The 19,577-nt window shown below is 59.2% G+C and carries 21 protein-coding genes; 9 read left to right on the top strand and 12 right to left on the bottom strand.

Annotated elements, in window-relative coordinates:
* Positions 1-15: 15 nt before the first annotated feature.
* The 8 genes from GSQ77_RS15190 to GSQ77_RS15160 form a co-directional block, all read right to left on the bottom strand.
* Entirely contained in the window at positions 16-417 is a 402-nt protein-coding gene (locus GSQ77_RS15190; RefSeq protein WP_216854906.1) for a hypothetical protein, read from the bottom strand.
* 59 nt (positions 418-476) lie between these two features.
* The gene (locus GSQ77_RS15185; protein WP_158903569.1) at positions 477-692 is read right to left on the bottom strand and encodes a hypothetical protein; all 216 of its coding nucleotides are present in this window, start codon (positions 690-692) and stop codon (positions 477-479) included.
* A 321-nt stretch (positions 693-1,013) separates the two neighbouring features.
* Positions 1,014-2,042, bottom strand: coding sequence for an MmgE/PrpD family protein (locus GSQ77_RS15180; RefSeq protein ID WP_158903568.1), 1,029 nt, complete (start codon positions 2,040-2,042; stop codon positions 1,014-1,016).
* Positions 1,964-2,629 carry a tripartite tricarboxylate transporter substrate-binding protein gene (locus GSQ77_RS15175; RefSeq protein ID WP_216854905.1) on the bottom strand — a complete coding sequence of 222 codons (666 nt, stop codon included), beginning with the start codon at positions 2,627-2,629 and terminating at the stop codon, positions 1,964-1,966. The genes GSQ77_RS15180 and GSQ77_RS15175 overlap by 79 nt, the downstream gene beginning before the upstream one ends.
* A gap of 11 nt (positions 2,630-2,640) precedes the next feature.
* Positions 2,641-2,790, bottom strand: coding sequence for a hypothetical protein (locus tag GSQ77_RS15170; RefSeq protein WP_158903566.1), 150 nt, complete (start codon positions 2,788-2,790; stop codon positions 2,641-2,643).
* A gap of 148 nt (positions 2,791-2,938) precedes the next feature.
* Complete coding sequence (locus GSQ77_RS29820; protein WP_301951157.1) at positions 2,939-3,067, bottom strand: hypothetical protein; 129 nt, start codon at positions 3,065-3,067, stop codon at positions 2,939-2,941.
* 36 nt (positions 3,068-3,103) lie between these two features.
* Complete coding sequence (locus GSQ77_RS15165) at positions 3,104-3,991, bottom strand: DUF1571 domain-containing protein (RefSeq protein ID WP_158903565.1); 888 nt, start codon at positions 3,989-3,991, stop codon at positions 3,104-3,106.
* 142 nt (positions 3,992-4,133) lie between these two features.
* A complete protein-coding gene (locus tag GSQ77_RS15160; RefSeq protein WP_158903564.1) occupies positions 4,134-4,361 on the bottom strand; it encodes a hypothetical protein in 228 nt (75 codons plus the stop codon).
* A gap of 348 nt (positions 4,362-4,709) precedes the next feature.
* On the opposite strand from GSQ77_RS15160, the gene GSQ77_RS15155 reads away from it, so the two are divergent.
* From GSQ77_RS15155 to GSQ77_RS15120, 8 genes are all read left to right on the top strand, one after another.
* Positions 4,710-5,654 (top strand): MurR/RpiR family transcriptional regulator, encoded by a 945-nt coding sequence (locus GSQ77_RS15155; protein WP_254067668.1) that lies wholly within the window; start codon positions 4,710-4,712, stop codon positions 5,652-5,654.
* Complete coding sequence (locus GSQ77_RS15150; RefSeq protein ID WP_158903562.1) at positions 5,651-6,634, top strand: isoaspartyl peptidase/L-asparaginase family protein; 984 nt, start codon at positions 5,651-5,653, stop codon at positions 6,632-6,634. Before GSQ77_RS15155 ends, GSQ77_RS15150 begins: the two co-directional genes overlap by 4 nt.
* 25 nt (positions 6,635-6,659) lie before the next feature.
* The gene (locus tag GSQ77_RS15145; RefSeq protein WP_158903561.1) at positions 6,660-8,657 is read left to right on the top strand and encodes a dipeptide ABC transporter ATP-binding protein; all 1,998 of its coding nucleotides are present in this window, start codon (positions 6,660-6,662) and stop codon (positions 8,655-8,657) included.
* Positions 8,658-8,705: 48 nt separating this feature from the next.
* Positions 8,706-10,265 (top strand): glutathione ABC transporter substrate-binding protein GsiB, encoded by a 1,560-nt coding sequence (gene gsiB, locus GSQ77_RS15140; RefSeq protein WP_158903560.1) that lies wholly within the window; start codon positions 8,706-8,708, stop codon positions 10,263-10,265.
* Positions 10,266-10,405: 140 nt separating this feature from the next.
* Positions 10,406-11,326, top strand: coding sequence for a glutathione ABC transporter permease GsiC (gene gsiC / locus GSQ77_RS15135; RefSeq protein ID WP_158903559.1), 921 nt, complete (start codon positions 10,406-10,408; stop codon positions 11,324-11,326).
* Positions 11,327-11,333: 7 nt separating this feature from the next.
* A complete protein-coding gene (gsiD, locus tag GSQ77_RS15130) occupies positions 11,334-12,251 on the top strand; it encodes a glutathione ABC transporter permease GsiD (RefSeq protein ID WP_158903558.1) in 918 nt (305 codons plus the stop codon).
* Positions 12,248-13,432, top strand: a complete 1,185-nt coding sequence (locus GSQ77_RS15125) for a P1 family peptidase (RefSeq protein ID WP_158903557.1) — start codon at positions 12,248-12,250, stop codon at positions 13,430-13,432. The genes gsiD and GSQ77_RS15125 overlap by 4 nt, the downstream gene beginning before the upstream one ends.
* Positions 13,432-14,265 carry a M55 family metallopeptidase gene (locus tag GSQ77_RS15120; RefSeq protein WP_158903556.1) on the top strand — a complete coding sequence of 278 codons (834 nt, stop codon included), beginning with the start codon at positions 13,432-13,434 and terminating at the stop codon, positions 14,263-14,265. The genes GSQ77_RS15125 and GSQ77_RS15120 overlap by 1 nt, the downstream gene beginning before the upstream one ends.
* 16 nt (positions 14,266-14,281) lie before the next feature.
* Here GSQ77_RS15120 and GSQ77_RS15115 read toward each other — a convergent pair whose 3' ends face one another.
* From GSQ77_RS15115 to GSQ77_RS15100, 4 genes are read right to left on the bottom strand one after another with little or no spacing between them, the layout of a single operon-like run.
* A complete protein-coding gene (locus tag GSQ77_RS15115) occupies positions 14,282-15,094 on the bottom strand; it encodes an ABC transporter ATP-binding protein (RefSeq protein ID WP_158903555.1) in 813 nt (270 codons plus the stop codon).
* A 1-nt stretch (position 15,095) separates the two neighbouring features.
* Positions 15,096-15,878 (bottom strand): ABC transporter permease, encoded by a 783-nt coding sequence (locus GSQ77_RS15110; RefSeq protein WP_158903554.1) that lies wholly within the window; start codon positions 15,876-15,878, stop codon positions 15,096-15,098.
* The gene (locus tag GSQ77_RS15105) at positions 15,878-16,867 is read right to left on the bottom strand and encodes an ABC transporter substrate-binding protein (protein WP_158903553.1); all 990 of its coding nucleotides are present in this window, start codon (positions 16,865-16,867) and stop codon (positions 15,878-15,880) included. The genes GSQ77_RS15110 and GSQ77_RS15105 overlap by 1 nt, the downstream gene beginning before the upstream one ends.
* Positions 16,868-16,922: 55 nt before the next feature.
* Entirely contained in the window at positions 16,923-18,419 is a 1,497-nt protein-coding gene (locus GSQ77_RS15100; RefSeq protein WP_158903552.1) for a chlorohydrolase family protein, read from the bottom strand.
* 184 nt (positions 18,420-18,603) lie between these two features.
* On the opposite strand from GSQ77_RS15100, the gene GSQ77_RS15095 reads away from it, so the two are divergent.
* Positions 18,604-19,377: a MarR family winged helix-turn-helix transcriptional regulator gene (locus tag GSQ77_RS15095; RefSeq protein WP_254067637.1), complete on the top strand. Its 774-nt coding sequence runs from the start codon at positions 18,604-18,606 to the stop codon at positions 19,375-19,377.
* Positions 19,378-19,577 lie beyond the last annotated feature (200 nt).

Below are 19,577 nucleotides of genomic sequence, written 5' to 3'. Positions count from 1 at the left end.
AATTTTTGATTGTCGTTAGTCTCTGCCTCTAATGTCGGTTATTATTACCTTAAGAAGGGTTGAGTGCTCCGTTGAATATAATGAGAGCTCATTTAAGGCGCAAAGTATTTTATCTTCTTTCTCAATAGTCTCATCGTCTTGCTGCTCATCTATAACGGCGGCTTGAGCTTTATCGTCCAATAGCGAATCATTAGAAAAGAATACGCGCAATTTCTTTGCATCGTCTGCGTCTTTTACAAAAGAAGGGTTCGTTTCCGTGACGTTGATATCTCGCTGCCCGAGTGACTGCAAAAATGTTCTGTACCCCCGCCTAAGGTTGTCAACGGAAGAATATTTTTTGATGCTTTCTCGGTCGGTTACGCCAGCGAGGGTAATGATGGTCTCTATCTGCTTGGAAAAACTGGTCTGCAAAATCATCGACGTCCTCCTACGGAAATCAAAAAAGGGCGCAAATTCAGTTTGCGCCCTTCCGCTACTTAATTTTGATCTTCGTACGCGATCATATTGAGCGCTTGATTCATGTGCCAATCGCGGCCTTCAACCTGAGTCTCAACGCCCGCCTTCGCGATCCGGACGTCGGCTTCGGTGACCTTCTCAGCAGCAGCTTTGACAAATGAATCAAAATTGATCTTCGACAGTGCAACTCCTTTGATTAGCGCCGCCGAACTGACGGCAGTACTGAGGATAGTCATATTCGCTCCACCGTACATCCGTAAGAGATACGGATGTAGGGTGGGGCGATCGCAATGTCGAATCAGATGGAAGAAGCGACTTTCAATCGCTCACTTGCAACACAAAGGGATGGCAAGACGTGACTCATCGCGACTTGGAAAGCACAGCTGTTCCGGTGGCGCGGTGAAACCATTCGAGCGGTGGAATTGAGGTTTGCAGCCCATCGGGTGAATGATTTGAACCACAGAGCGGTCCCAGATCATTCATCTGAAATCCGAATATTCCGACGACGCTTGAGATGGTAAGCGTTGACGTGTTCTCCTCGATCGTAAATAGGACGATCACAACGGCCCCGTCGCGGCAAGCCGCGCGATCTCGCCGGCATCATCCATCGCAGCGATTTTCCAGCAGCCGTCGATCAGTGCGTTGGCGCGATCGATAGGCAGGATACCTTCGACGAGGGCCAGAAATTTCTGTTCCAACTCATCGTTGCTCATCGGATGCGCCAGACTGCAGACCGCGTTCTCGACGCGGCGCTCGAACACGCGTCCATCGTGAAGTTCGATCCGTACGTGACCTTCCAGCTTGCGCAGGGCGGCATCGGGTTGCGTGCTCACGCGCTCGCGTAGCGCAATAACGCGCGGATCGCTCACGACGTCGATGCTGAATTCTGCCTCACCCGCGGCGCCGTATATCAGCGCCACAGCAAGCGCATGGTAGACGCTGAATTTGCTTTCCAGGCCGGTGGTCGGCGCACGCTTGGCGGTGAGCTCCATCACCAGCGGGTTCACGCGCGCCACGACCTGCGAGATCTGCGCGGTATCAAGTTGCAGCTCGCGGCGTAATTGCAGGCAACCATCGATCACCGGATGCACCACCAGGCCGCAGGCGAACGGCTTGTACATGTTCTGCATGATTTCGTAGCGCTCTCCGAGCCCATTGACTACGAACTCGGGATCGAAGCGCGAGGACATCACATGACCGAAACCCCGTGGTGCCTCGATGCCGCGTTCGGAGCTGGTAAAACCGCTCTTGGCAAGGAGGGCCGCTGCCATGCCGTTTTGTGCGGCGCGGCCGGGGTGCAGGCTTTTGCACATGCTGCCGAACATCTCGCGCAGCCCCGACGATTGCGTCGCGGCGATGCTCAAGGCCCAGGCCATGCGTTGCTCGTCCAGACCCAGCAGCTTGCCGACTGCGGCGGCCGCGCCGAACACGCCGGCGGTCCCGGTGATATGCCAGCCACGGTCGTAGTGCACGGGAAACACCGACAAGCCGACGCGTTCTTCGACCTCTACCCCGAGCACATACGCGTGCACCAGTTCCGCGCCGCTGACCTTTTGCCATTCGGCGTAAGCCAGCAATGCTGGCAATACCGGCGCACTCGGGTGGATCGCGCGGAAGTGGGCAGCTCGGGCATCGTATCGCTGCGTTGCGCGCTGGAGACCGCCAGGCCTTTCAGTAAGCCGGCCTTGATCTGCGGCAATACCGACACCGCGTTGGCGAACATCAAATTGACACGGCCCGCGATCAAGTCTTGCATGGCCGGCGCGGTACCGCGATAGGGCACATGGATCATTGCGATATTCGCCTGCATTTCGAACTGTTCGGCGGCGATGTCGGGTGCACTGCCGTTGCCTGTCGAGGCGAACGTCAAGGTGTTGGGCTTGGCCTTGGCCAGCGCGATCAGTTCGGCCACCGAGTTGGCCGGTACCTTCGGATTGGTCACCAGGATGAACGGCACCGACGCGAGCATCGCAATGCCACTGAAATCTTTCTCAAGTTTGAATGACAGGTTGCGGTACAGCGATTCGCTGGTGGCCAGCGAAGACGGTGCCGCGAGTAGGGTGTAGCCGTCCGGTTTGGCGCGCGCTGCATCCGCGGCGCCGATCGTACCGCTGGCGCCGGAACGATTATCGATGAAGAAGTTTTGGCCCGTGACGACCGAAAGCTTGGACATGATCAGCCGAGTCACGATGTCGACCCCGGCGGGAAAGGCACAATGCCCCGCACTGGCTCGCTCTTGTCGAGCTCGTCGCTGTCCGCGCGTGTTTGCGCGATTGGGACCGCGCACAGAATAATCAGGGTGAGTCGCAACAGCACCATCGGTCGGCGGTTCATGGGCGTCCCCTGCCTATTTTTATCGGGTAGTGCAGATCATTAGAGCATGGACTACACGCGCCAACAAATTCATAGAGGGTTTGAATTCATAGGCGTTACCTATAAATAGGGTATGGCAATGCGCAGGCGCATTGCTGCTGCGTTGGTATCAGCGTCGCGTGGCGACCGTGGCGTGTTCGGCCAGCAGCATGCGCCTGAACAGGTCCGCGGCGCGCGAAAACGTGAGGGTGTCCGCTGCGGCGAGAAAGCCTTCGACCTGGCGCAACTTGATCCGCATGGCTATCGTTATCAGGTTCGGCGTTTCAAAACTGACTCAGAACCTATACTGCGGGTTCTTCGGGTCGAATGCCGAGTCATCGAAATGTTTGGGGGTTACGTCGGCGAACGTAAACTTCTCGAGGAGTTCTCCGCTGTTGTCCCACGCTTCGCTGGTACGGAAAAAGGGGTGCCGCAAGTCGAGCCCGAGGCGCACTTTCTTTGCGTAGAACTGCGGTTGTCCGGTGGGCGTTTCCCAAGTGAGTGCCACGACGCGTTCGCCGGACTCGGTCGACACTTCAATCTTGGAAGGCTTGTCGATGCCCACTGCGTGATACTTTTTCAGCTCCGAAAGATACAAGTTCGTGACGTAGCCGATGTTCAGTTCCCGTACGGTGTGACGCGACTGCGCGAGGGCGCGCCCGCTATCGATCGGTGTCCATATCGCCACGAAACTGAAAGTGCCACCTTGATGGGCGTAGAGCTGCTTCGGGTCCTTCGTTTCGTCATAGATCATTTCTTGCCCCGCGTTCCTGCCGTCGGCTAACCACTTGACGTAAACCTGCCTGGGATCCTGGCGATAACGCACCAGCAGGTGGGCTGGTTCGGCTTGCCACACGCCTTTTATGCGCTGTTGGCCATAGGTGTGAAACTCATATTCCCGGTAGCGGGCGCTACCCGCTTCGAGGTAGCGCGGGAGCGTATCGGGGGACAGCGATTGAAACAGTTCGACGAGTTGCACGTCACTCAATTTTTCCAGATCACCGCTTTGCGCTGCGTGATTCAACCACGCTACCTGGCGTTCGACGGGTAGGCTGCCCACCTGGAGCAGGGTGGCCGAGGAGGAAGCATTGCTCGATGCCGCGGTGTCACCGCCTGGGGCCGACACGGGGGTGCTACCACTTGGTGTCGGCGTGTCCTGGGCGCGCGCCGGAAGAACTATCATGACAGCGGACGCGAGTACTAAAGAAAACAGTTTTGCGCAATGGATTGCGCGGAAAGGGTGGGGGATCTGGATAGCTCGCTGCACGCAGCACCTTGGGTTGGGTTATGGCTGGTTAAGAAGCTAAGACGGGGCTAAAGAACCATCAAGACAAAGCCGCAAGCAAATTGGACAGCCTGCGCAGGTGAGCCTTGAGCGCGTCGGCGGTTTCGCGATCGCTGGTTGTACTCAAGTGCGAAGTCTCCGAGATTTCGACCTGCTCATGAAAATCGTTGGCGATCTTACTCCTGATGTCTGGGGGCAGCGATCGCACGATGGAGACCAGTAAAACCTCTTCAGCGTGCACCATGCCCAATATCGAACGGGTATCCATGCGAAGCTCCTTTGATCACATCGTGCTGACAATCTAGCATGAATCTTGTTTCGGGCGTTCTTCCTGGCTAGGGCTACAGGAGCGCCGAACTTTCCAAGCGAAAGCCAAGCCGATGCCATTGATAGTCTGTGGGCGCGCCTTCTTGGCAAATCCGGATCTAGTGTATCGGCGAAGCAGAGCGGGCTCCCCTTCGTATAAACCCGACACACCTCAAAAATGTATTTTCTTTGTATTTTTTCCATGTAAATATATTTACATCGAAAACTTGGCACGTCACTTGGAATCGGCATGACACGTACGCCGCCTGCTGTCGCAGACCAAACCATCTCAGCTTTGATCGCAACGCAGATGCGGAACTTGTCGCCGATTCATCAGCGTATGGGGGAATACGTCCAGGCGAATCTGTTCCGTGCGGCAACAATGCGCATCGATGAATTGTCGGACGTGGTTGGCGCGTCGGTGGCGACCGCGAATCGGTTTGCGCGAGCGCTGGGCTTCGACGGATATCCGGCATTTCGGGCCGCTTTGGTACGCGGTTTTGAAGCGACACTGGCGCCCGTCGAACGTTTGCGATCGTCCCAAGCATCGCCGACCACCGGGGACGAAGTGTTTGACGCGACACTCGATTTAGCGTCGGCCAACCTGCAGCGAACCCGCAGCGTGACGCACGGCGACGCCATACAAGCCGCCGTCGAGGCGATACTCGCGGCCCGGCGCGTGTTTGTCCTGGGTTACGGTTCCAGTGCCTTTCTTGCCGGGCTGATGGATCATGGCCTCACGCCGTATCACGGCAATGTGCAATCGCTGGCGCTAGCCGGCGGACCGAGCCATGCGGCGCGGCATTTGTCTAATGTGAGCAGCAGCGATTTGCTGATCGCCATCGCCTTTCCGCGTTATGTCGAAGACACCATCAAGTTGGCCCGCGCCGCATCAGGCCGGGGCGCTCGGGTGCTGGCGCTGACTGACAGCGTCGCCTCGCCGCTGGTCGATTTCGCTGACCTGACGGTGTACGTGCGCGCTGAACGGCGGCTTGCCGCCAATTCGGACGCGACTGTGCTGGCGGTGATTGAAGCGCTGTGCGATGCGGTCGCCCATAAGGTCAAGCATTCGGTCGAGGTCGCCATGGACCTGACCGAGTTCGTGCTGCCCTGGCTTTCGAAACCGCGTCGGCCGCCGGCGTCAGCACAGGGCGAAACCGGCGGGCCTGGCCGACACGGTGAACCCGGTGAATCCAGCGAACTCGATGCGAAAACCTCATCCCCAACTCGTGTACCTCGTCGGAAAAAAATATGAAAGCCCAAGCAGTCCTAGCGATACATGGTGGAGCAGGCACCATTCTGCGCACCACCATGCAACCGGACGCCGAACAGCGTTACCACGCGGCATTGCATGAAGTACTGAGCGCCGGACAGCAGATCCTGGCCGATGGCGGCAGTGCGCTCGATGCGGTCAGCGAGGCCGTGCGTCGGTTGGAAGATTGTCCGCTTTTCAACGCGGGCCACGGTGCGGTCCTGACCGCCGACGGCACCCACGAGCTCGATGCATCGATCATGGACGGCCGCACGCTGGAAGCCGGTGCGATCAGTTGCGTCAAGCATGTGCGTAATCCGATATTGCTCGCGCGCCGCGTCATGGACCATAGCGAACATGTGATGTTTACGGGGGGCGGCGCCGAAGCCTTTGCGCAGGCGCAAGGTATCGAAATGGTCGAGTCGGGTTATTTCCGCACCGAAGCGCGCTACCAGCAATGGCTGGCCGCGCGCGGCCAAGCCGGCATGTTGCTCGATCACGATGCACAGACACTGGCCGCACAGGCCGGTGTAGAGGTGTTGCCACACGAACCGCTGGACCCCAATCGCAAATTCGGCACAGTGGGCGCGGTTGCGTTCGATAGCCATGGGCATTTGGCCGCGGCAACCTCGACGGGCGGCGTCACCAACAAGCAGGTCGGACGGGTTGGCGACGCGCCCCTGATCGGTGCCGGCTGCTATGCGAACGATGCGACCTGTGCGGTTTCCACGACGGGGTCTGGCGAGATGTTCATGCGCATGGTGGTCGCCTATGACGTCTCGGCGCAGATCGAATATCGCGGCGTATCGCTGGAGCAGGCCGCAGCCGATGTGGTGATGAATAAATTGCCGCGCATAGGCGGGCGTGGCGGACTGATCGCGGTCGACGCGCAAGGCAACGTGACGCTGCCATTCAACACAGAAGGGATGTATCGCGGTTACGCGCGCGTGGGCACTGCACCCGTCACGGCGATCTATCGCTGAACGCCTCGACCATTCGTTACCAAGGATGCCCATAGTGCAGACCCCTTCGTCCTCCGCCAGCCCAACGTCCAGCGTGCTGCAGTCTGTGCTGCCATCGGAGCTGCCGTCTGCGCTACCCCCGAAGCGCGTACTGGAAGTCGACAATCTGTCGGTCGGTTTTCGCCAGGACGCCGGTACCTTTGAAGCGGTGCGCCACTTGTCGTTCGGGATCGATCGCGGCGAGACCCTGGCGATCGTGGGCGAATCGGGTTCGGGCAAATCGGTGACTTCACTGGCCCTGATGCGGTTGATCGAGCACGGCGGCGGCCGTATCCTCAACGGCAGCATGATGTTCCGCCGCCGCGACGATCGCGTACTGGATCTGGCGCAGGCTAGCTCGTCGGTGCTGCGCTCGATACGCGGCGCCGATATCGCGATGATTTTTCAGGAGCCGATGACCTCGCTGAATCCGGTGTTTACCGTCGGTCACCAAATCACCGAAGCGATTGTATTGCACCAGCATAAAAGCCGTGGCGAAGCACGCAACGAAACGCTGCGGCTGCTGGACCTGGTGCGTATTCCCGAGGCGCGCCAAGTGTCTGCGCGGTACCCGCATCAATTGTCCGGCGGCATGCGGCAGCGTGTGATGATCGCGATGGCGTTGTCATGCAAGCCCGCGTTGCTGATCGCCGATGAGCCGACCACGGCGCTCGACGTGACCATCCAGGCGCAGATACTGCAATTGATACGCGGCTTGCAGCAAGAGATGAATATGGGCGTGATCTTTATCACGCACGATATGGGCGTAGTGGCGGAAATGGCCGACCGCGTGCTGGTCATGTACCGCGGCGAGAAAGTCGAGCAAGGGCAATCGGATGCTTTGTTCGCGGCCCCGCAGCATCCGTATACCCAGGCATTGCTGGCGGCGGTCCCCAAGCTCGGTGCGATGCAAGGCACTACGCGGCCGGCCAAATTCCCGGTGCTGCAAGCCTATGTGGCGGAGGTTGCCGAGCAAACCCCGGCGCTCGACGATACCGCGACATTGCCGGCAAGCAAGGCGCCAGCGGCCGAAGGTGCCTCGTCAGGGCAGCCTGCATTGGACGACACTGTTTCGCCCATTTTGCGTGTGCGCAACCTGGTGACACGCTTCCCAGTCAAGACGGGCGTGTTCGGCCGCGTCACGCGCAATGTCCATGCGGTCGAGAGCGTCAACTTCGACTTACATCCCGGCGAAACACTGGCGCTGGTTGGCGAATCGGGTTGTGGCAAGTCGACCACTGGGCGCTCGCTGTTGCGGCTGGTGGAAAGTCAAAGCGGCTCGATCGAATTTGCCGGACAAGAAATCAGCACCCTGCAAGGTCCCGCGCTGCAGGCGTTGCGCCGTGATATCCAGTTTATTTTCCAGGACCCGTTTGCGTCGCTGAACCCGCGCCTGACCGTGGGCTTCTCGATCATGGAGCCGCTGTTGGTGCATCGCGTAGCCCAGGGCGCGCAAGCGCAGGCACGAGTGGCGTGGTTGTTGGACAAAGTCGGTCTGCCGGCCGACGCCGCGAGGCGCTATCCGCACGAGTTCTCCGGCGGCCAGCGACAGCGGATTGCGATTGCGCGTGCGCTCGCGTTGAACCCGAAGGTCGTGATTGCCGATGAGTCGGTGTCGGCGCTGGACGTGTCGGTCCAGGCGCAGATCATCAATCTGATGCTGGACCTGCAGCGTGAGTTGGGCGTCGCCTACCTGTTCATCTCGCACGATATGGCGGTGGTCGAGCGTGTCAGCCATCGCGTGGCGGTGATGTATCTGGGGCAGATCGTCGAGATCGGTCCGCGTAATGCGGTGTTTGAAAATCCACGCCATCCCTACACCAAGAAGCTGATGAGCGCGGTTCCGGTTGCGGATCCGTCGCGCCGCCATGCGCAGCGCATATTGGCGGCCGACGAGTTACCGAGCCCGATACGTCTGATCGGCGATGAACCGTTGGTCGCGCCGCTGGTGGCGGTCGGCCTCGACCATTTTGTCGCCGAACATCGGGTCGGTGGCGCTTACTAGTTGTTGCATCTTCCCCCCTCACATATTTTGTCCTGGGAGTTTAATCGTATGTATGCTTCTTTTTCTTCCGAGTTTCGTTTGCGTAAGCTGATCGCCGGTGGTGCCTGCGTGTTTGCGATGCTCGCCGCCGGTGTCGCGCATGCGCAGCAACAGGCCGTGATGGCCGTGGCCTCGACCTTCACCACACTCGATCCCTACGACGCGAACGACACACTGTCGCAAGCCGTTTCCAAGTCGTTCTATCAAGGCCTGTTCGGCTTCGACAAGGACATGAAACTGGTCAACGTACTGGCCGTCAGTTACGAAGCCAGCCCGGATGCGAAGGTCTACACGATCAAACTGCGCCAGGGCGTGAAGTTCCAGGACGGTACCGATTTCAACGCGGCGGCGGTCAAGACCAACTTCGATCGCGTCGCCGATCCGGCGAACAAGCTCAAACGCTACAACATGTTCAATCGCATCGAGAAAACGGAAGTGATCGATCCGTACACGGTGAAAATCACGTTACACGCGCCGTTCTCAGCCTTTATCAACGTGCTGGCCCACCCGTCTGCCGTGATGATCTCGCCAACCGCGCTGAAAAAATGGGGCAAGGATATTGCATTCCATCCGGTCGGCACCGGGCCGTTCGAGTTCGTGGAATGGAAACAGACCGACGACCTGAAAGTGAAGAAGTTCGCGGGCTACTGGAAGACCGGTTATCCGAAAATCGATGCGATCGACTGGAAACCGGTGGTCGACAACAATACGCGTGCAGCGCTGATGCAAACCGGCGAAGCCGACTTCGCATTCCAGATTCCTTATGAACAGGCGGGGGTGCTCAAGAGCAATCCCAAGGTCGATCTGATCGATTCGTCCTCGATCATCGAGCGCTATATCAGCTTGAACATGAACCAGAAGCCGTTCGATAACATCAAGGTTCGCGAAGCCTTGAACTATGCGATCAACAAGGATGCGCTGACCAAAGTGGCGTTTTCGGGTTACGCGGTACCGGCCGATGGCGTGGTGCCGCAGGGCGTCGAGTTTGCGGTCAAGCAGGGGCCCTGGCCGTATGACCCGGCCAAGGCGCGTGAATTGCTGAAGGAAGCCGGTTATCCGAACGGCTTCGAAACCGTACTGTGGTCGGCATACACCTATTCCACCGCCGTGAAGGTGATCCAGTTCGTCCAGCAGCAACTGGCGCAGGTGGGGATCAAGGCGCAGGTGCAGGCGCTTGAAGCAGGCCAGCGCGTATCGACGGTCGAAAGCGCGCAGGATGCGATGACGGCGCCGGTACGGATGTATTACGCGGGATGGTCGTCGTCGACCGGCGAAGCCGATTGGGCGCTGACACCGTTGCTGGCGTCGGTTTCGTTTCCGCCGAAGATGGTCAATACCGCGTACTACAAGAACGACATCGTCGACAGCGACTTGAAGCAGGCGCTGGAAACCACCGATCAAGCCAAGAAGGCGACCTTGTACGCGGATGCACAAAAGCGCATATGGAACGATGCACCATGGATTTTCCTGGTCCAGGAGAAAGTCGTCTATGCACGCAGCAAGCGTTTGTCCGGAGCCTATGTGATGCCTGACGGCTCGTTTAATTTCGACAATATCGCGATCAAGTAAAACAGCAACCCGGCATCGACGCGCATCGAACCGGATGCTTACCGAGCCCCTGAGCACCTGAGCGAAAACTCGCTTGGGCGCTCTAGTGTGATCGGGCGGCGTGTGCCCGTCGCCGCATGCATCAAAGCCAGATACACCTTATGCTTATTTTTATTGTCAAACGCTTGTTCGGCCTGCTGCCCACGCTGCTGATCGTGGCCGTCCTGGTGTTCCTGTTCGTGCATCTGCTGCCGGGAGATCCCGCTCGCCTGGCCGCCGGTCCCGAAGCCGATAGTGCTACGGTAGCCTTGGTGCGCGCCGACCTCGGGCTGGACCAGCCTTTGCCGACTCAGTTCGTCCATTTTTTCGTGCGGATGGTGCATGGCGACTTCGGCGTCTCGACCCGTAGCAAACGGCCGGTCTCGACCGAAATTGCCGAGCGCTTTATGCCGACCTTGCTGCTGACTTTCGTCAGCATGATTTGGGCGGTCATTTTCGGCATGGGTATCGGGATTGCGTCGGCGGTCTGGCGCAACCGCTGGCCAGACCGGCTCGGCATGACCCTGGCGGTGTCGGGCATCTCGTTCCCGGCGTTTGCCATGGGCATGCTGCTGATGGAAATTTTCTCGGTCAAGCTGGGCTGGCTGCCCATCGTGCCCGACGGTACATGGCAAAGCTATGTACTGCCGGCTGTTACGCTGGGCGCGGCCGTCGCGGCCGTGATGGCGCGCTTTACTCGCGCCTCGTTTGTCGAAGTGATGAATGAAGATTTCGTGCGCACCGCGCGCGCGAAAGGCGTGTGGGAACCTACCGTCATCGCCAAGCATTGCTTGCGTAACGCGATGATTCCGGTCGTCACCATGATGGGGCTGCAGTTCGGTTTCCTGCTCGGCGGTTCTATTGTGGTCGAGGTGGTGTTCAATTGGCCCGGCCTCGGCCGCTTGTTGATCGACGCGGTATCGATGCGTGACTACCCGGTGATCCAGGCCGAGGTGCTGCTGTTCTCGCTCGAATTTATTCTGATCAATCTGGTGGTCGACGTGTTGTACGCGGTCATCAACCCGACTATTCGCTTCAAGTGAGATTCCGATGAGCCTAACTGTCGATCCTGTTGATGCCAGCCCGAGCGCCGTGGACACGCGCGCCGGGTCGCGAGTGATCCGTACGCCATGGAGCGAATTCCGGCGCAAGTTCCGCAAGCAGCCGGTGGCGCTTGCTGCGGGTATATTTGTACTGCTGCTGGTGTTGATCGCGATTGTCGCGCCATATATCGTGCCTTACGATCCAAGCAACTATTTCGACTACGATGCGCTTAATGCGGCGCCTTCGCTGGCGCATTGGTTCGGTGTCGATTCGCTGGGGCGCGATATCTTCAGCCGGATTCTGGTCGGCAGCCGGATCTCACTCGCAGCCGGTTTCCTGTCGGTGGCGATTGGCGCGTTGATCGGCACCTTCTTCGGTCTGCTCGCCGGTTATTACGAAGGCTGGTGGGACCGCATCGTCATGCGTATCGCCGATGTGCTGTTTGCGTTTCCCGGCATCTTGCTGGCGATCGGGGTCGTTGCCATCCTCGGCAATGGCATGATCAACGTGATCTGCGCGGTGGCGATTTTCAGCGTACCGGCTTTTGCGCGGCTGGTGCGTGGCAACACACTGATGCTCAAGCATTTGACGTATATCGAGTCGGCTCGCAGTATCGGCGCGTCGGATTGGACTATCATCATGCGGCATATCCTGCCGGGCACGATTTCGTCGGTGGTGGTGTATTTCACCATGCGTATCGGCACTTCGATCATCACCGCGGCCAGCTTGTCGTTTATCGGCCTGGGTGCGCAGCCGCCGACACCGGAATGGGGGGCGATGCTCAATGAGGCGCGCGCGGACATGGTGACCGCACCGCATATCGCGCTGTTCCCCAGCTTGGCCATCTTCCTGACGGTGCTGGCATTCAACCTGCTGGGCGACGGCCTGCGCGACGCGCTGGATCCCAAGTTGGATCGCTCATGAGCGCCACGGGTCACGTGCCCCCGCACGCCCCCGAACGCGGCCCCGGGTGCAGCCCCGGATGTGCCCCCTACATTGGCGTGCTGCCGAGCGGGCCGACCGGCACCATCGTTGATGTAGCCGGTGTGCGCGTGGGTCATTGCACGCTGGACCGCGGTGCGATCCAGACCGGTGTCACGGTGCTGTACCCCCATGCGGGCAACCTCTATTGCGACAAGGTGCCGGCGGCCGCCACCGTGATCAACGGCTTTGGCAAAAGCGTGGGGCTGATCCAGGTCGACGAACTGGGCGTGCTCGAAACGCCGATTGCGTTGACCAATACCTTCGGCGTCGCGGCAGTCGCTCAAGCACAGATCCGCGCGGCGATCGCCGAAAATCCGCAAGTGGGCCGCGATTGGCCGACAGTCAATCCGCTGGTGCTGGAATGCAATGACGGTTATCTGAACGATATCCAGGCGATGGCCATAACCGAGGCCGACTATCTGAGTGCATGCGGGAGTGCTTGCGCGAAGGCCCAGCAGCGTGCTCCTGATGCTGCGTACCCTCCATTTGCGCGCGGCGCAGTGGGGGCGGGCCGCGGCATGTCGTGTTTCGACTTGAAAGGGGGGATAGGCACGGCGTCGAGAATGGTGACCGTTGCCGGGCAGCCATACACTGTCGGAGCACTGGTGCTGGCCAATTTTGGGCGACTGCCGATGTTGACGCTGGCGGGTGTGCCGCTCGGGCGCAAGCTGGAGCAACGGCGTGCCCAATCTCAAGCGGTGGCCGCAACGGGCGGCAATCCTGAGCTCGACACGGGATCCGCGCCCGAACAAGGTTCCATCATCATGCTGCTGGCGACCGATGCACCGCTGACCGCGCGGCAGTTGAAGCGCTTGTCGCTGCGCGCCGCAGCGGGGCTCGCGCGCACCGGCTCGGCTTATGGTCACGGCAGCGGCGATATTGCACTGGCATTCTCAACCGCATACACCGTGCCGCATCACGCTGACTTCATTGCGTTTCCGCCTTGCTTGGCCGACGCGCGCCTGGATCCCTTGTTCCATGCCGGCGCCGACTGTATCGAACAAGCCATCGTCGATGCACTGTGGTGCGCGACCTCACTCACAGGCCGGGACGGCCACCATCGCGCATCGTTGCGCGACGCCGTACCTGACTTGGCTTACCTGCTGTCACCCACACCTTGATGAAAATTCTGATCTCCACTGATATTGAAGGGGTCGCAGGCGTATTTCATGCTGAGCAGACCCGCCCCGGCAACGGCGAGTACGAACGTGCCCGGCGCTGGATGACGCTGGAAGCGAATGCGGCCATAGCCGGGGCGTTTGCCGGTGGCGCGAGCGAAATCTGGGTCAATGATTCGCATGGCGGCTTTCGCAATCTGCTGCCCGATCTGCTCGACCCGCGCGCTCGGGTCATCCTGGGAAAGCCGCGTAACTTGGGCATGATGGCCGGGCTCGAATACGAACCGGTGCTGGTATTCATGATCGGCTATCACGCCAAATCACAAAGCCTCGGCATTCTTGCGCACACGATCAACAGCTTCGCTTTCACGCGCGTGCTGCTAAACGGAAACGAGGTCGGGGAGGCCGGGCTGTATGGTGCGCTTGCGGCGGATTACGGCGCACGGGTGGTATTGCTGACAGGGGACGATGCTTTTGTTGCGGAAACTCGGCCGGCTTTCCCCGAGGCCACCTTTGTTACCTCGAAAACGGCAACGGGGCAAGCCAGTGGCGCCACGCTCAGCTCAGCGCACGCTTGTAAGGAAATCGAACGTGTCGCTCATGAGGTGGTGGCGCGGCATGTTGCTGCAGGTACGCCAAGAACTGAAAGATTGCACGCAGCCGAGCCTGTTACGGTGGAGCTGCGCGTGCAGACAACGGGCTTGGCCGATCTCTTTTGTCAGTGGCCGACCGTCGAGCGTCTCGATGCGGTGACGTTGCGGTTTCACGCGGCTTGTGTCGAACACGCGGTGCGCATGCTGAACTGCTTTTCCGCGATGTCTTTTATGCTGCGCTAAAGCGAGGCCCTCGGCCTCAGCTTTGCAAGTCTGCTGCACGTTGTTCGTCGAACGCCTTCATCGATTCGACGCGAATGATCTCGCGGCACTGACGCTTGATCTCAACGAAATCAGCCGAATCGATGACGTCCGGTGCACGTGGGTAAGGAAAATCGACCGCGATATCCGCAATGACCCGACCTGGGCGAGAACTCATGATGATGATGCGTTCGGAAAGGAAAACCGCTTCCTCGATGTCATGAGTGACAAACACGAGCGTGACCCGGTTCTTCGCCCATATCCTGAGCAAGTTGTCCTGCATCAGCTCACGGGTCTGCGCGTCCAGCGCGCCAAATGGTTCGTCCATCAGCAGCACGCTGGGATCGTTCGCGAGCGCGCGCGCGATGCCTACGCGTTGCTGCATTCCGCCCGATAACGAGTCGGGATAATGATCGCCGAATTCCAGCAGGCCCACTGTGCGCAGCAAGGTATCAGTGCGTTCCTCGACCCGCGCTTTCGGCCAGCCCTGCATGCGCGGACCCAGGGCCACGTTTTCACGTACGGTTTTCCAAGGAAAGAGCGCGGGCTTTTGGAACACGACGCCGCGATCGGCACCCGGCGCACTGACGGGAGCGCCGTCGATCAAGACGCGTCCGGCGGTCGGCTTGAGAAAGCCCGCGATCATGTTCAACACGGTGGACTTCCCACAACCGGAAGGCCCGAGCAGTGAAATGAATTGGCCCGGGGCGACGCTCAGACTCATTTCCTCGACCGCACGCGTTGCGGCACGGCCAACGCCGAAATCGAGGTGCACGTCCTGCAGTTCGATGGAACCCTTGTTGGAACTCATGTCATTTCCAGAAGATGATGCGCTTGATAACAAACTCGAACAACTTGTCCGCCACCGCCGACACCAGGCCCAGCACTAGCAACGCGCCTATCATCAAGCCAGTTTGCATGTTCTGATGCGATACGCTGACGCGATAAGCAATGCCCGCGAACGCGCCGGCTACCTCGGCGGCGACTAGTGAGTAAAACGCGATGGTGACCGATGTTCGCAAGCCGACTGCGATGTACGGCAAAGCGCCCGGAAACAGCACCTCACGCATCATCTTGTGCTCTGGCACCCCGAGGCTCTGCGCCGCGCGCAGCAGCAGCGCGTCGATACGCTGCACCCCCATGAAAGTCGCGACCCACACGACAAAAAACACGCCCCACGCGATCAGGAAGTATTTAGACCACTCGGTCAAGCCAAACCACAGGATAGTCAACGGCACGATCGCGATCGGGGGAATCGGTCGCAGCGCCTGCAGGATAGGAAGGATCGCCTCGCGCATCAATGCGTAGCGGGCAGTGATCAAGCCGACCAGGATCCCCATGACGGCGCCCAAGAAGTATCCAACCACCACACGCGACACGCTCCACAGGACATCGGCGATCAGCGAGCCGTCCTGCAGCGCATGCCATAGCGAGAGCGCCACGTCGACGGGCGAGGGGACGAGGGCGGAGTCGACATCGGTCGTCATGCACGCGATCTGCCAGAGCAGAATCACGACCGGCAGTGAGACATAGCGGACCCATCGCAGGTCCGATGGCCCCGCAGCCGTGTAAATGCCGTTACGGACGCGCTGCATCACAACGTTCCGATCGTCACGCGTGCGGCGTCGATCGACTTCAACGCGTGCGGCGCAAGCGCGGCATCGAAGTCCGGTACGGCTGTCACATTGGGCGGCACGTTGCCGGTTGCGAGACGCCAACGGGCATTACCGTCCAGCGCCGACATCAGGCTCGCGTCGAGAACCACGTGAAACTCGGATTTCGGCAGCGACTGTTCAATCGTGGCGCGACTCACGCCGATGACTTTGGCCAGTATGTCGAGACTCTGGTCGCGGTTGGTTTTCATGAACTGTTCCGCTTCGATCAGCGATTTGACCACCGCTGTGATCGCGGCGTCGTCCGGCTGTACGTTCTTACGCATTGTCACGAGATTCCATGTCTCGCTGTAAACGTCGCCCGTGGGCAAAAGTTCGACCTTGTTGCCACCGAGCTTCTGCGCATAGGAGATAAACGGTTGCCAGGTGCTGATGGCGTCGACCGAATGGCTGGCCAGCGCACCGGGCATATCTTCGGGACCGATGTTGACCTCCGAGACATCGCTGGGTTTGAGTCCAACGGAGGCCAGCAAATTGAACGTGTACACCTCGCTGCCACTGCCGATATTGACGCCGATCCGCTTGCCGCGCAGGTCGGCGACCGTGTTGATGCCCGCGTCCTTGCGTACCAGCGTCAAAGGTATCGTTCTGGCGATCCGGGCCACGATGGCGATAGGTCGCTTCGCCATCACCGCCGCTGTGATCGGCGTCTCGGCAACCGTCGACAGGTCAACCGCTCCGGCCATCAGGGCATCGAGCGCCAGTCGTCCGCTGGTGAAGATTCGCGGCGTGATCGTGACGCCGTTTTTTGTAAAAAATCCTTGGTCCTGCGCAATGATGACTTCGCTGGAATACAGGTCTTTGGTATAGGCAAGCGACAACTCCGCACCGGCTGCATGCGACGCAATCGGAACCACACAGAGTGCTGCGAGGAAAGTGCCCGCGAACGGTTTGGATAGCCAGTGCAACATCAATACTCCTGAATTCGGCATACAAGGTTGATGAGTGAATGAGCGCTGCGCCTCGTCATTCTCTGAAGCAGGTCGGGCAAAACGAAGGCGGACACATTTCGGCGGCAGTACGGCCTAGCGGGTCGGAGCCACTCCAGCCGCCCCAGATCTCCTCGCCCTGGGCCTGGGCGCGACGCCGGATGTCATCGAGATCGATACCTGGAATCACGCCACCCTCCATGCGTACAACGCCGTTGACGATGACGGTATCCACATCGTCGCCGACACCGCATTCCACGATGGCCTGGACCGGGTCCCGAACCACACCCATGCGCAGCGTGCCTTTAGCCGTCAGATCGATCAGGATGATGTCGGCCAGCGCGCCGGGCGCGAGCCGGCCGAGGTCGTCGTGCCCCAGGGATGTTGCGCCGTTCAAGGTCGCAGCCGAAAAGACGTCTGCCGCGGTCGCCGACTTGTAGTCGTGGCTCATGGTCTTACCGTGGTAGGACGCGGTGCGCATGTTCAAGATCATGTCGCGTGGGTAGGTGTCCGTTCCCAGCGCGATGTTGATGCCCAGCTCTTGGTAACGGCGCCAGTTGTCGAGCACGCGCGCGCGGCGCACGATGTTGATAGCGCAATGAGAAATCGAGACTTTGGCTTCGCCCATCAGCTTGAGGTCTCGTGCGCCCGGATAATTGAGCCGGACACTGTCGGAGGGCAGGTTGCCGTGTCCGATGTTCAGGGTCGGGCGCAACATGTCGAGTTCGGCCAGCAACTCGATCGGGGTCTTGCGATGCTCACGCACCACTTCGTAGAATTCGATAATGCTGTAGGCGGCGTGCGTCGCCATCGGCATGTTCATTTTGTCGGCCATCTCGCGCGTCATGCGCAACAGGTCCAGGCTGGTGGTTTCGACTTCACGCGGCACCAGTATGCCGTTGATCAATCCGGAGCCGGCACCGTGATTGCGCTCTATCCACTGGATCGCTTCGGCGAATTCACGCTGCCCGTTTTCTTCGTCCACGATACGTTTGAGGCGGCCGTGTTCGTCTCCGACCCAGCGCCCTGAGTCATATCCCGGGCCGAGAAAGCCGCGTACACCAAGTTTCATGCACTGCTCCATCAGTGCGTCCTGGATCAATCGCTGGCTGCCGTATTCAACGAAGGAGGTGATGCCATTGCGCAGAAGTTCGGCAACCGTGAATAGCGCGTGAAATTCGCGCGCACCATCGGCACCCGTTTCCCCAGGTTTCAGATAGCGCACGTCGCCGTGGACGCGGGTGCCCTCGCGAGGAACGCTGATCTCGAGAAACGGCTGACCCAGGTAATCTCCGCGGCCTGAGTCGCTGATCAGGCGATGCGAGGCTCTGTGCCCCGAATGCACGTGCGTGTCAATGAACCCGGGAGCAACCAGCTTGCCTGCGGCATCGATCTCTTTGTCGACAGGGCCATCGAAGCGTGGCCCCACATAGAGGATCCGCTCTCCCTCGATCACGACTTCGTGCTTTTCGTCGAGCGTGTGTTTGCCGTTGAGGTGACCAAGCACCCATCCGCCAGAGATACGTGTTCGCATCTGAATATTCCCGAGTTCGTTAAAAAATAGCGTGACGGTCGTACAGTGATAAGCGCATCCGACCAGCGAAGAACACTGTTGGAATGCTCTTAAAAAATATCGTATGCATACTGACGAATAACCACCGATACGCAATTTACGTACCAACTCGCTCGTCGGTAGGCCACGTCTCGAACTGCGAGAGATGAACAAAACAAGGACGCTGTTTGTCAGACAAATATTGCACCACCGAAGCGCGATTGCCATGCAAAAAGGTGCTTTGTGGCACCACATTGGGATCGTCTCGTTTGCTAAATGTAATTTTAGTCGGCAAATTGACAGCGTTACTATTCGTTATCCTAATTATAAAAAACGAAAAATAGTATCGCCGATAATTAATACGATGAATACTGACGATTCACGGTATAAAGTGCGGTCGTCACGAATAGAGGAAACACATTCAATGGTAACGAGACGCAAATCCGATACGGTGGCAGAACTTCATTCTGCGTCAGGATGGCGCGACACGACACTGGAGGCGCGCCCCGGCTTCCTGATTCGACGGCTGCATCAGATTCATGTCGCCTTGTTTGTTGAAGAGTGCGCGCCGGAAGGCATCACGCCGGTGCAATACAGCATCTTGACGGCCCTAGAGCAGTTGGGGCCGTCTGAGCAGATTGCGCTTGCGCGGGCGGTCGGGATCGATCGAGCCAGCACAGCTGATGTCATTGGACGGCTGATCGAGCGCCGATTTATTCAGCGGCGTGTCTCCACGACCGACAAACGCATGAAGGTTGCCGAATTGACTGCGGTGGGGCGCACACTGCTAGTGCGTCTGGAAGAGCGTGTCGAGCGCGCGCATGCGCGCACGATAGACGCATTGGAACCGGCTGACCGTGAGCAGTTCATGAAATATCTACGGCTGCTGGTCGAAACCAATAACACGCTAAGTCGCACTCCGGTTCTTCCTGTGCCATGAGTTCGGTCGCTGGTTCGATCAAGCGCAGGGGCCTACGCCCTGAGCCGCTTCGCTTATAACCTCGATTGCGTCATAAAACGAAATAATCAATCTCATCGGGTGTGCTTAATTGCTTCTTGCGGCCCCTTTACACTGGCATCACACGGGAAAAAAACGAACGATCGAAGTTCACGTCTCGATAGATGGCTACCTGGAAAAAC

Origin of the sequence: Burkholderia sp. L27(2015) (genome assembly GCF_009765705.1) — a bacterium.
In the GTDB taxonomy this organism is placed as follows: domain Bacteria; phylum Pseudomonadota; class Gammaproteobacteria; order Burkholderiales; family Burkholderiaceae; genus LMUX01.
This window is presented reverse-complemented; position numbering and strand designations above follow the sequence as displayed.

Coding starts and splice junctions, on each gene's coding strand:
- GSQ77_RS15190 (WP_216854906.1), bottom strand. CDS start 417: ATGATTTTGCAGACCAGTTTTTCCAAGCAGATAGAGACCATCATTACC.
- GSQ77_RS15185 (WP_158903569.1), bottom strand. CDS start 692: ATGACTATCCTCAGTACTGCCGTCAGTTCGGCGGCGCTAATCAAAGGA.
- GSQ77_RS15175 (WP_216854905.1), bottom strand. CDS start 2,629: ATGTCCAAGCTTTCGGTCGTCACGGGCCAAAACTTCTTCATCGATAAT.
- GSQ77_RS15170 (WP_158903566.1), bottom strand. CDS start 2,790: ATGAACCGCCGACCGATGGTGCTGTTGCGACTCACCCTGATTATTCTG.
- GSQ77_RS29820 (WP_301951157.1), bottom strand. CDS start 3,067: ATGCGGATCAAGTTGCGCCAGGTCGAAGGCTTTCTCGCCGCAGCGGAC.
- GSQ77_RS15165 (WP_158903565.1), bottom strand. CDS start 3,991: ATGATAGTTCTTCCGGCGCGCGCCCAGGACACGCCGACACCAAGTGGT.
- GSQ77_RS15160 (WP_158903564.1), bottom strand. CDS start 4,361: ATGGATACCCGTTCGATATTGGGCATGGTGCACGCTGAAGAGGTTTTA.
- GSQ77_RS15155 (WP_254067668.1), top strand. CDS start 4,710: ATGCGGAACTTGTCGCCGATTCATCAGCGTATGGGGGAATACGTCCAG.
- GSQ77_RS15150 (WP_158903562.1), top strand. CDS start 5,651: ATGAAAGCCCAAGCAGTCCTAGCGATACATGGTGGAGCAGGCACCATT.
- GSQ77_RS15145 (WP_158903561.1), top strand. CDS start 6,660: ATGCCCATAGTGCAGACCCCTTCGTCCTCCGCCAGCCCAACGTCCAGC.
- gsiB (WP_158903560.1), top strand. CDS start 8,706: ATGTATGCTTCTTTTTCTTCCGAGTTTCGTTTGCGTAAGCTGATCGCC.
- gsiC (WP_158903559.1), top strand. CDS start 10,406: ATGCTTATTTTTATTGTCAAACGCTTGTTCGGCCTGCTGCCCACGCTG.
- gsiD (WP_158903558.1), top strand. CDS start 11,334: ATGAGCCTAACTGTCGATCCTGTTGATGCCAGCCCGAGCGCCGTGGAC.
- GSQ77_RS15125 (WP_158903557.1), top strand. CDS start 12,248: ATGAGCGCCACGGGTCACGTGCCCCCGCACGCCCCCGAACGCGGCCCC.
- GSQ77_RS15120 (WP_158903556.1), top strand. CDS start 13,432: ATGAAAATTCTGATCTCCACTGATATTGAAGGGGTCGCAGGCGTATTT.
- GSQ77_RS15115 (WP_158903555.1), bottom strand. CDS start 15,094: ATGAGTTCCAACAAGGGTTCCATCGAACTGCAGGACGTGCACCTCGAT.
- GSQ77_RS15110 (WP_158903554.1), bottom strand. CDS start 15,878: ATGCAGCGCGTCCGTAACGGCATTTACACGGCTGCGGGGCCATCGGAC.
- GSQ77_RS15105 (WP_158903553.1), bottom strand. CDS start 16,867: ATGTTGCACTGGCTATCCAAACCGTTCGCGGGCACTTTCCTCGCAGCA.
- GSQ77_RS15100 (WP_158903552.1), bottom strand. CDS start 18,419: ATGCGAACACGTATCTCTGGCGGATGGGTGCTTGGTCACCTCAACGGC.
- GSQ77_RS15095 (WP_254067637.1), top strand. CDS start 18,604: ATGAACAAAACAAGGACGCTGTTTGTCAGACAAATATTGCACCACCGA.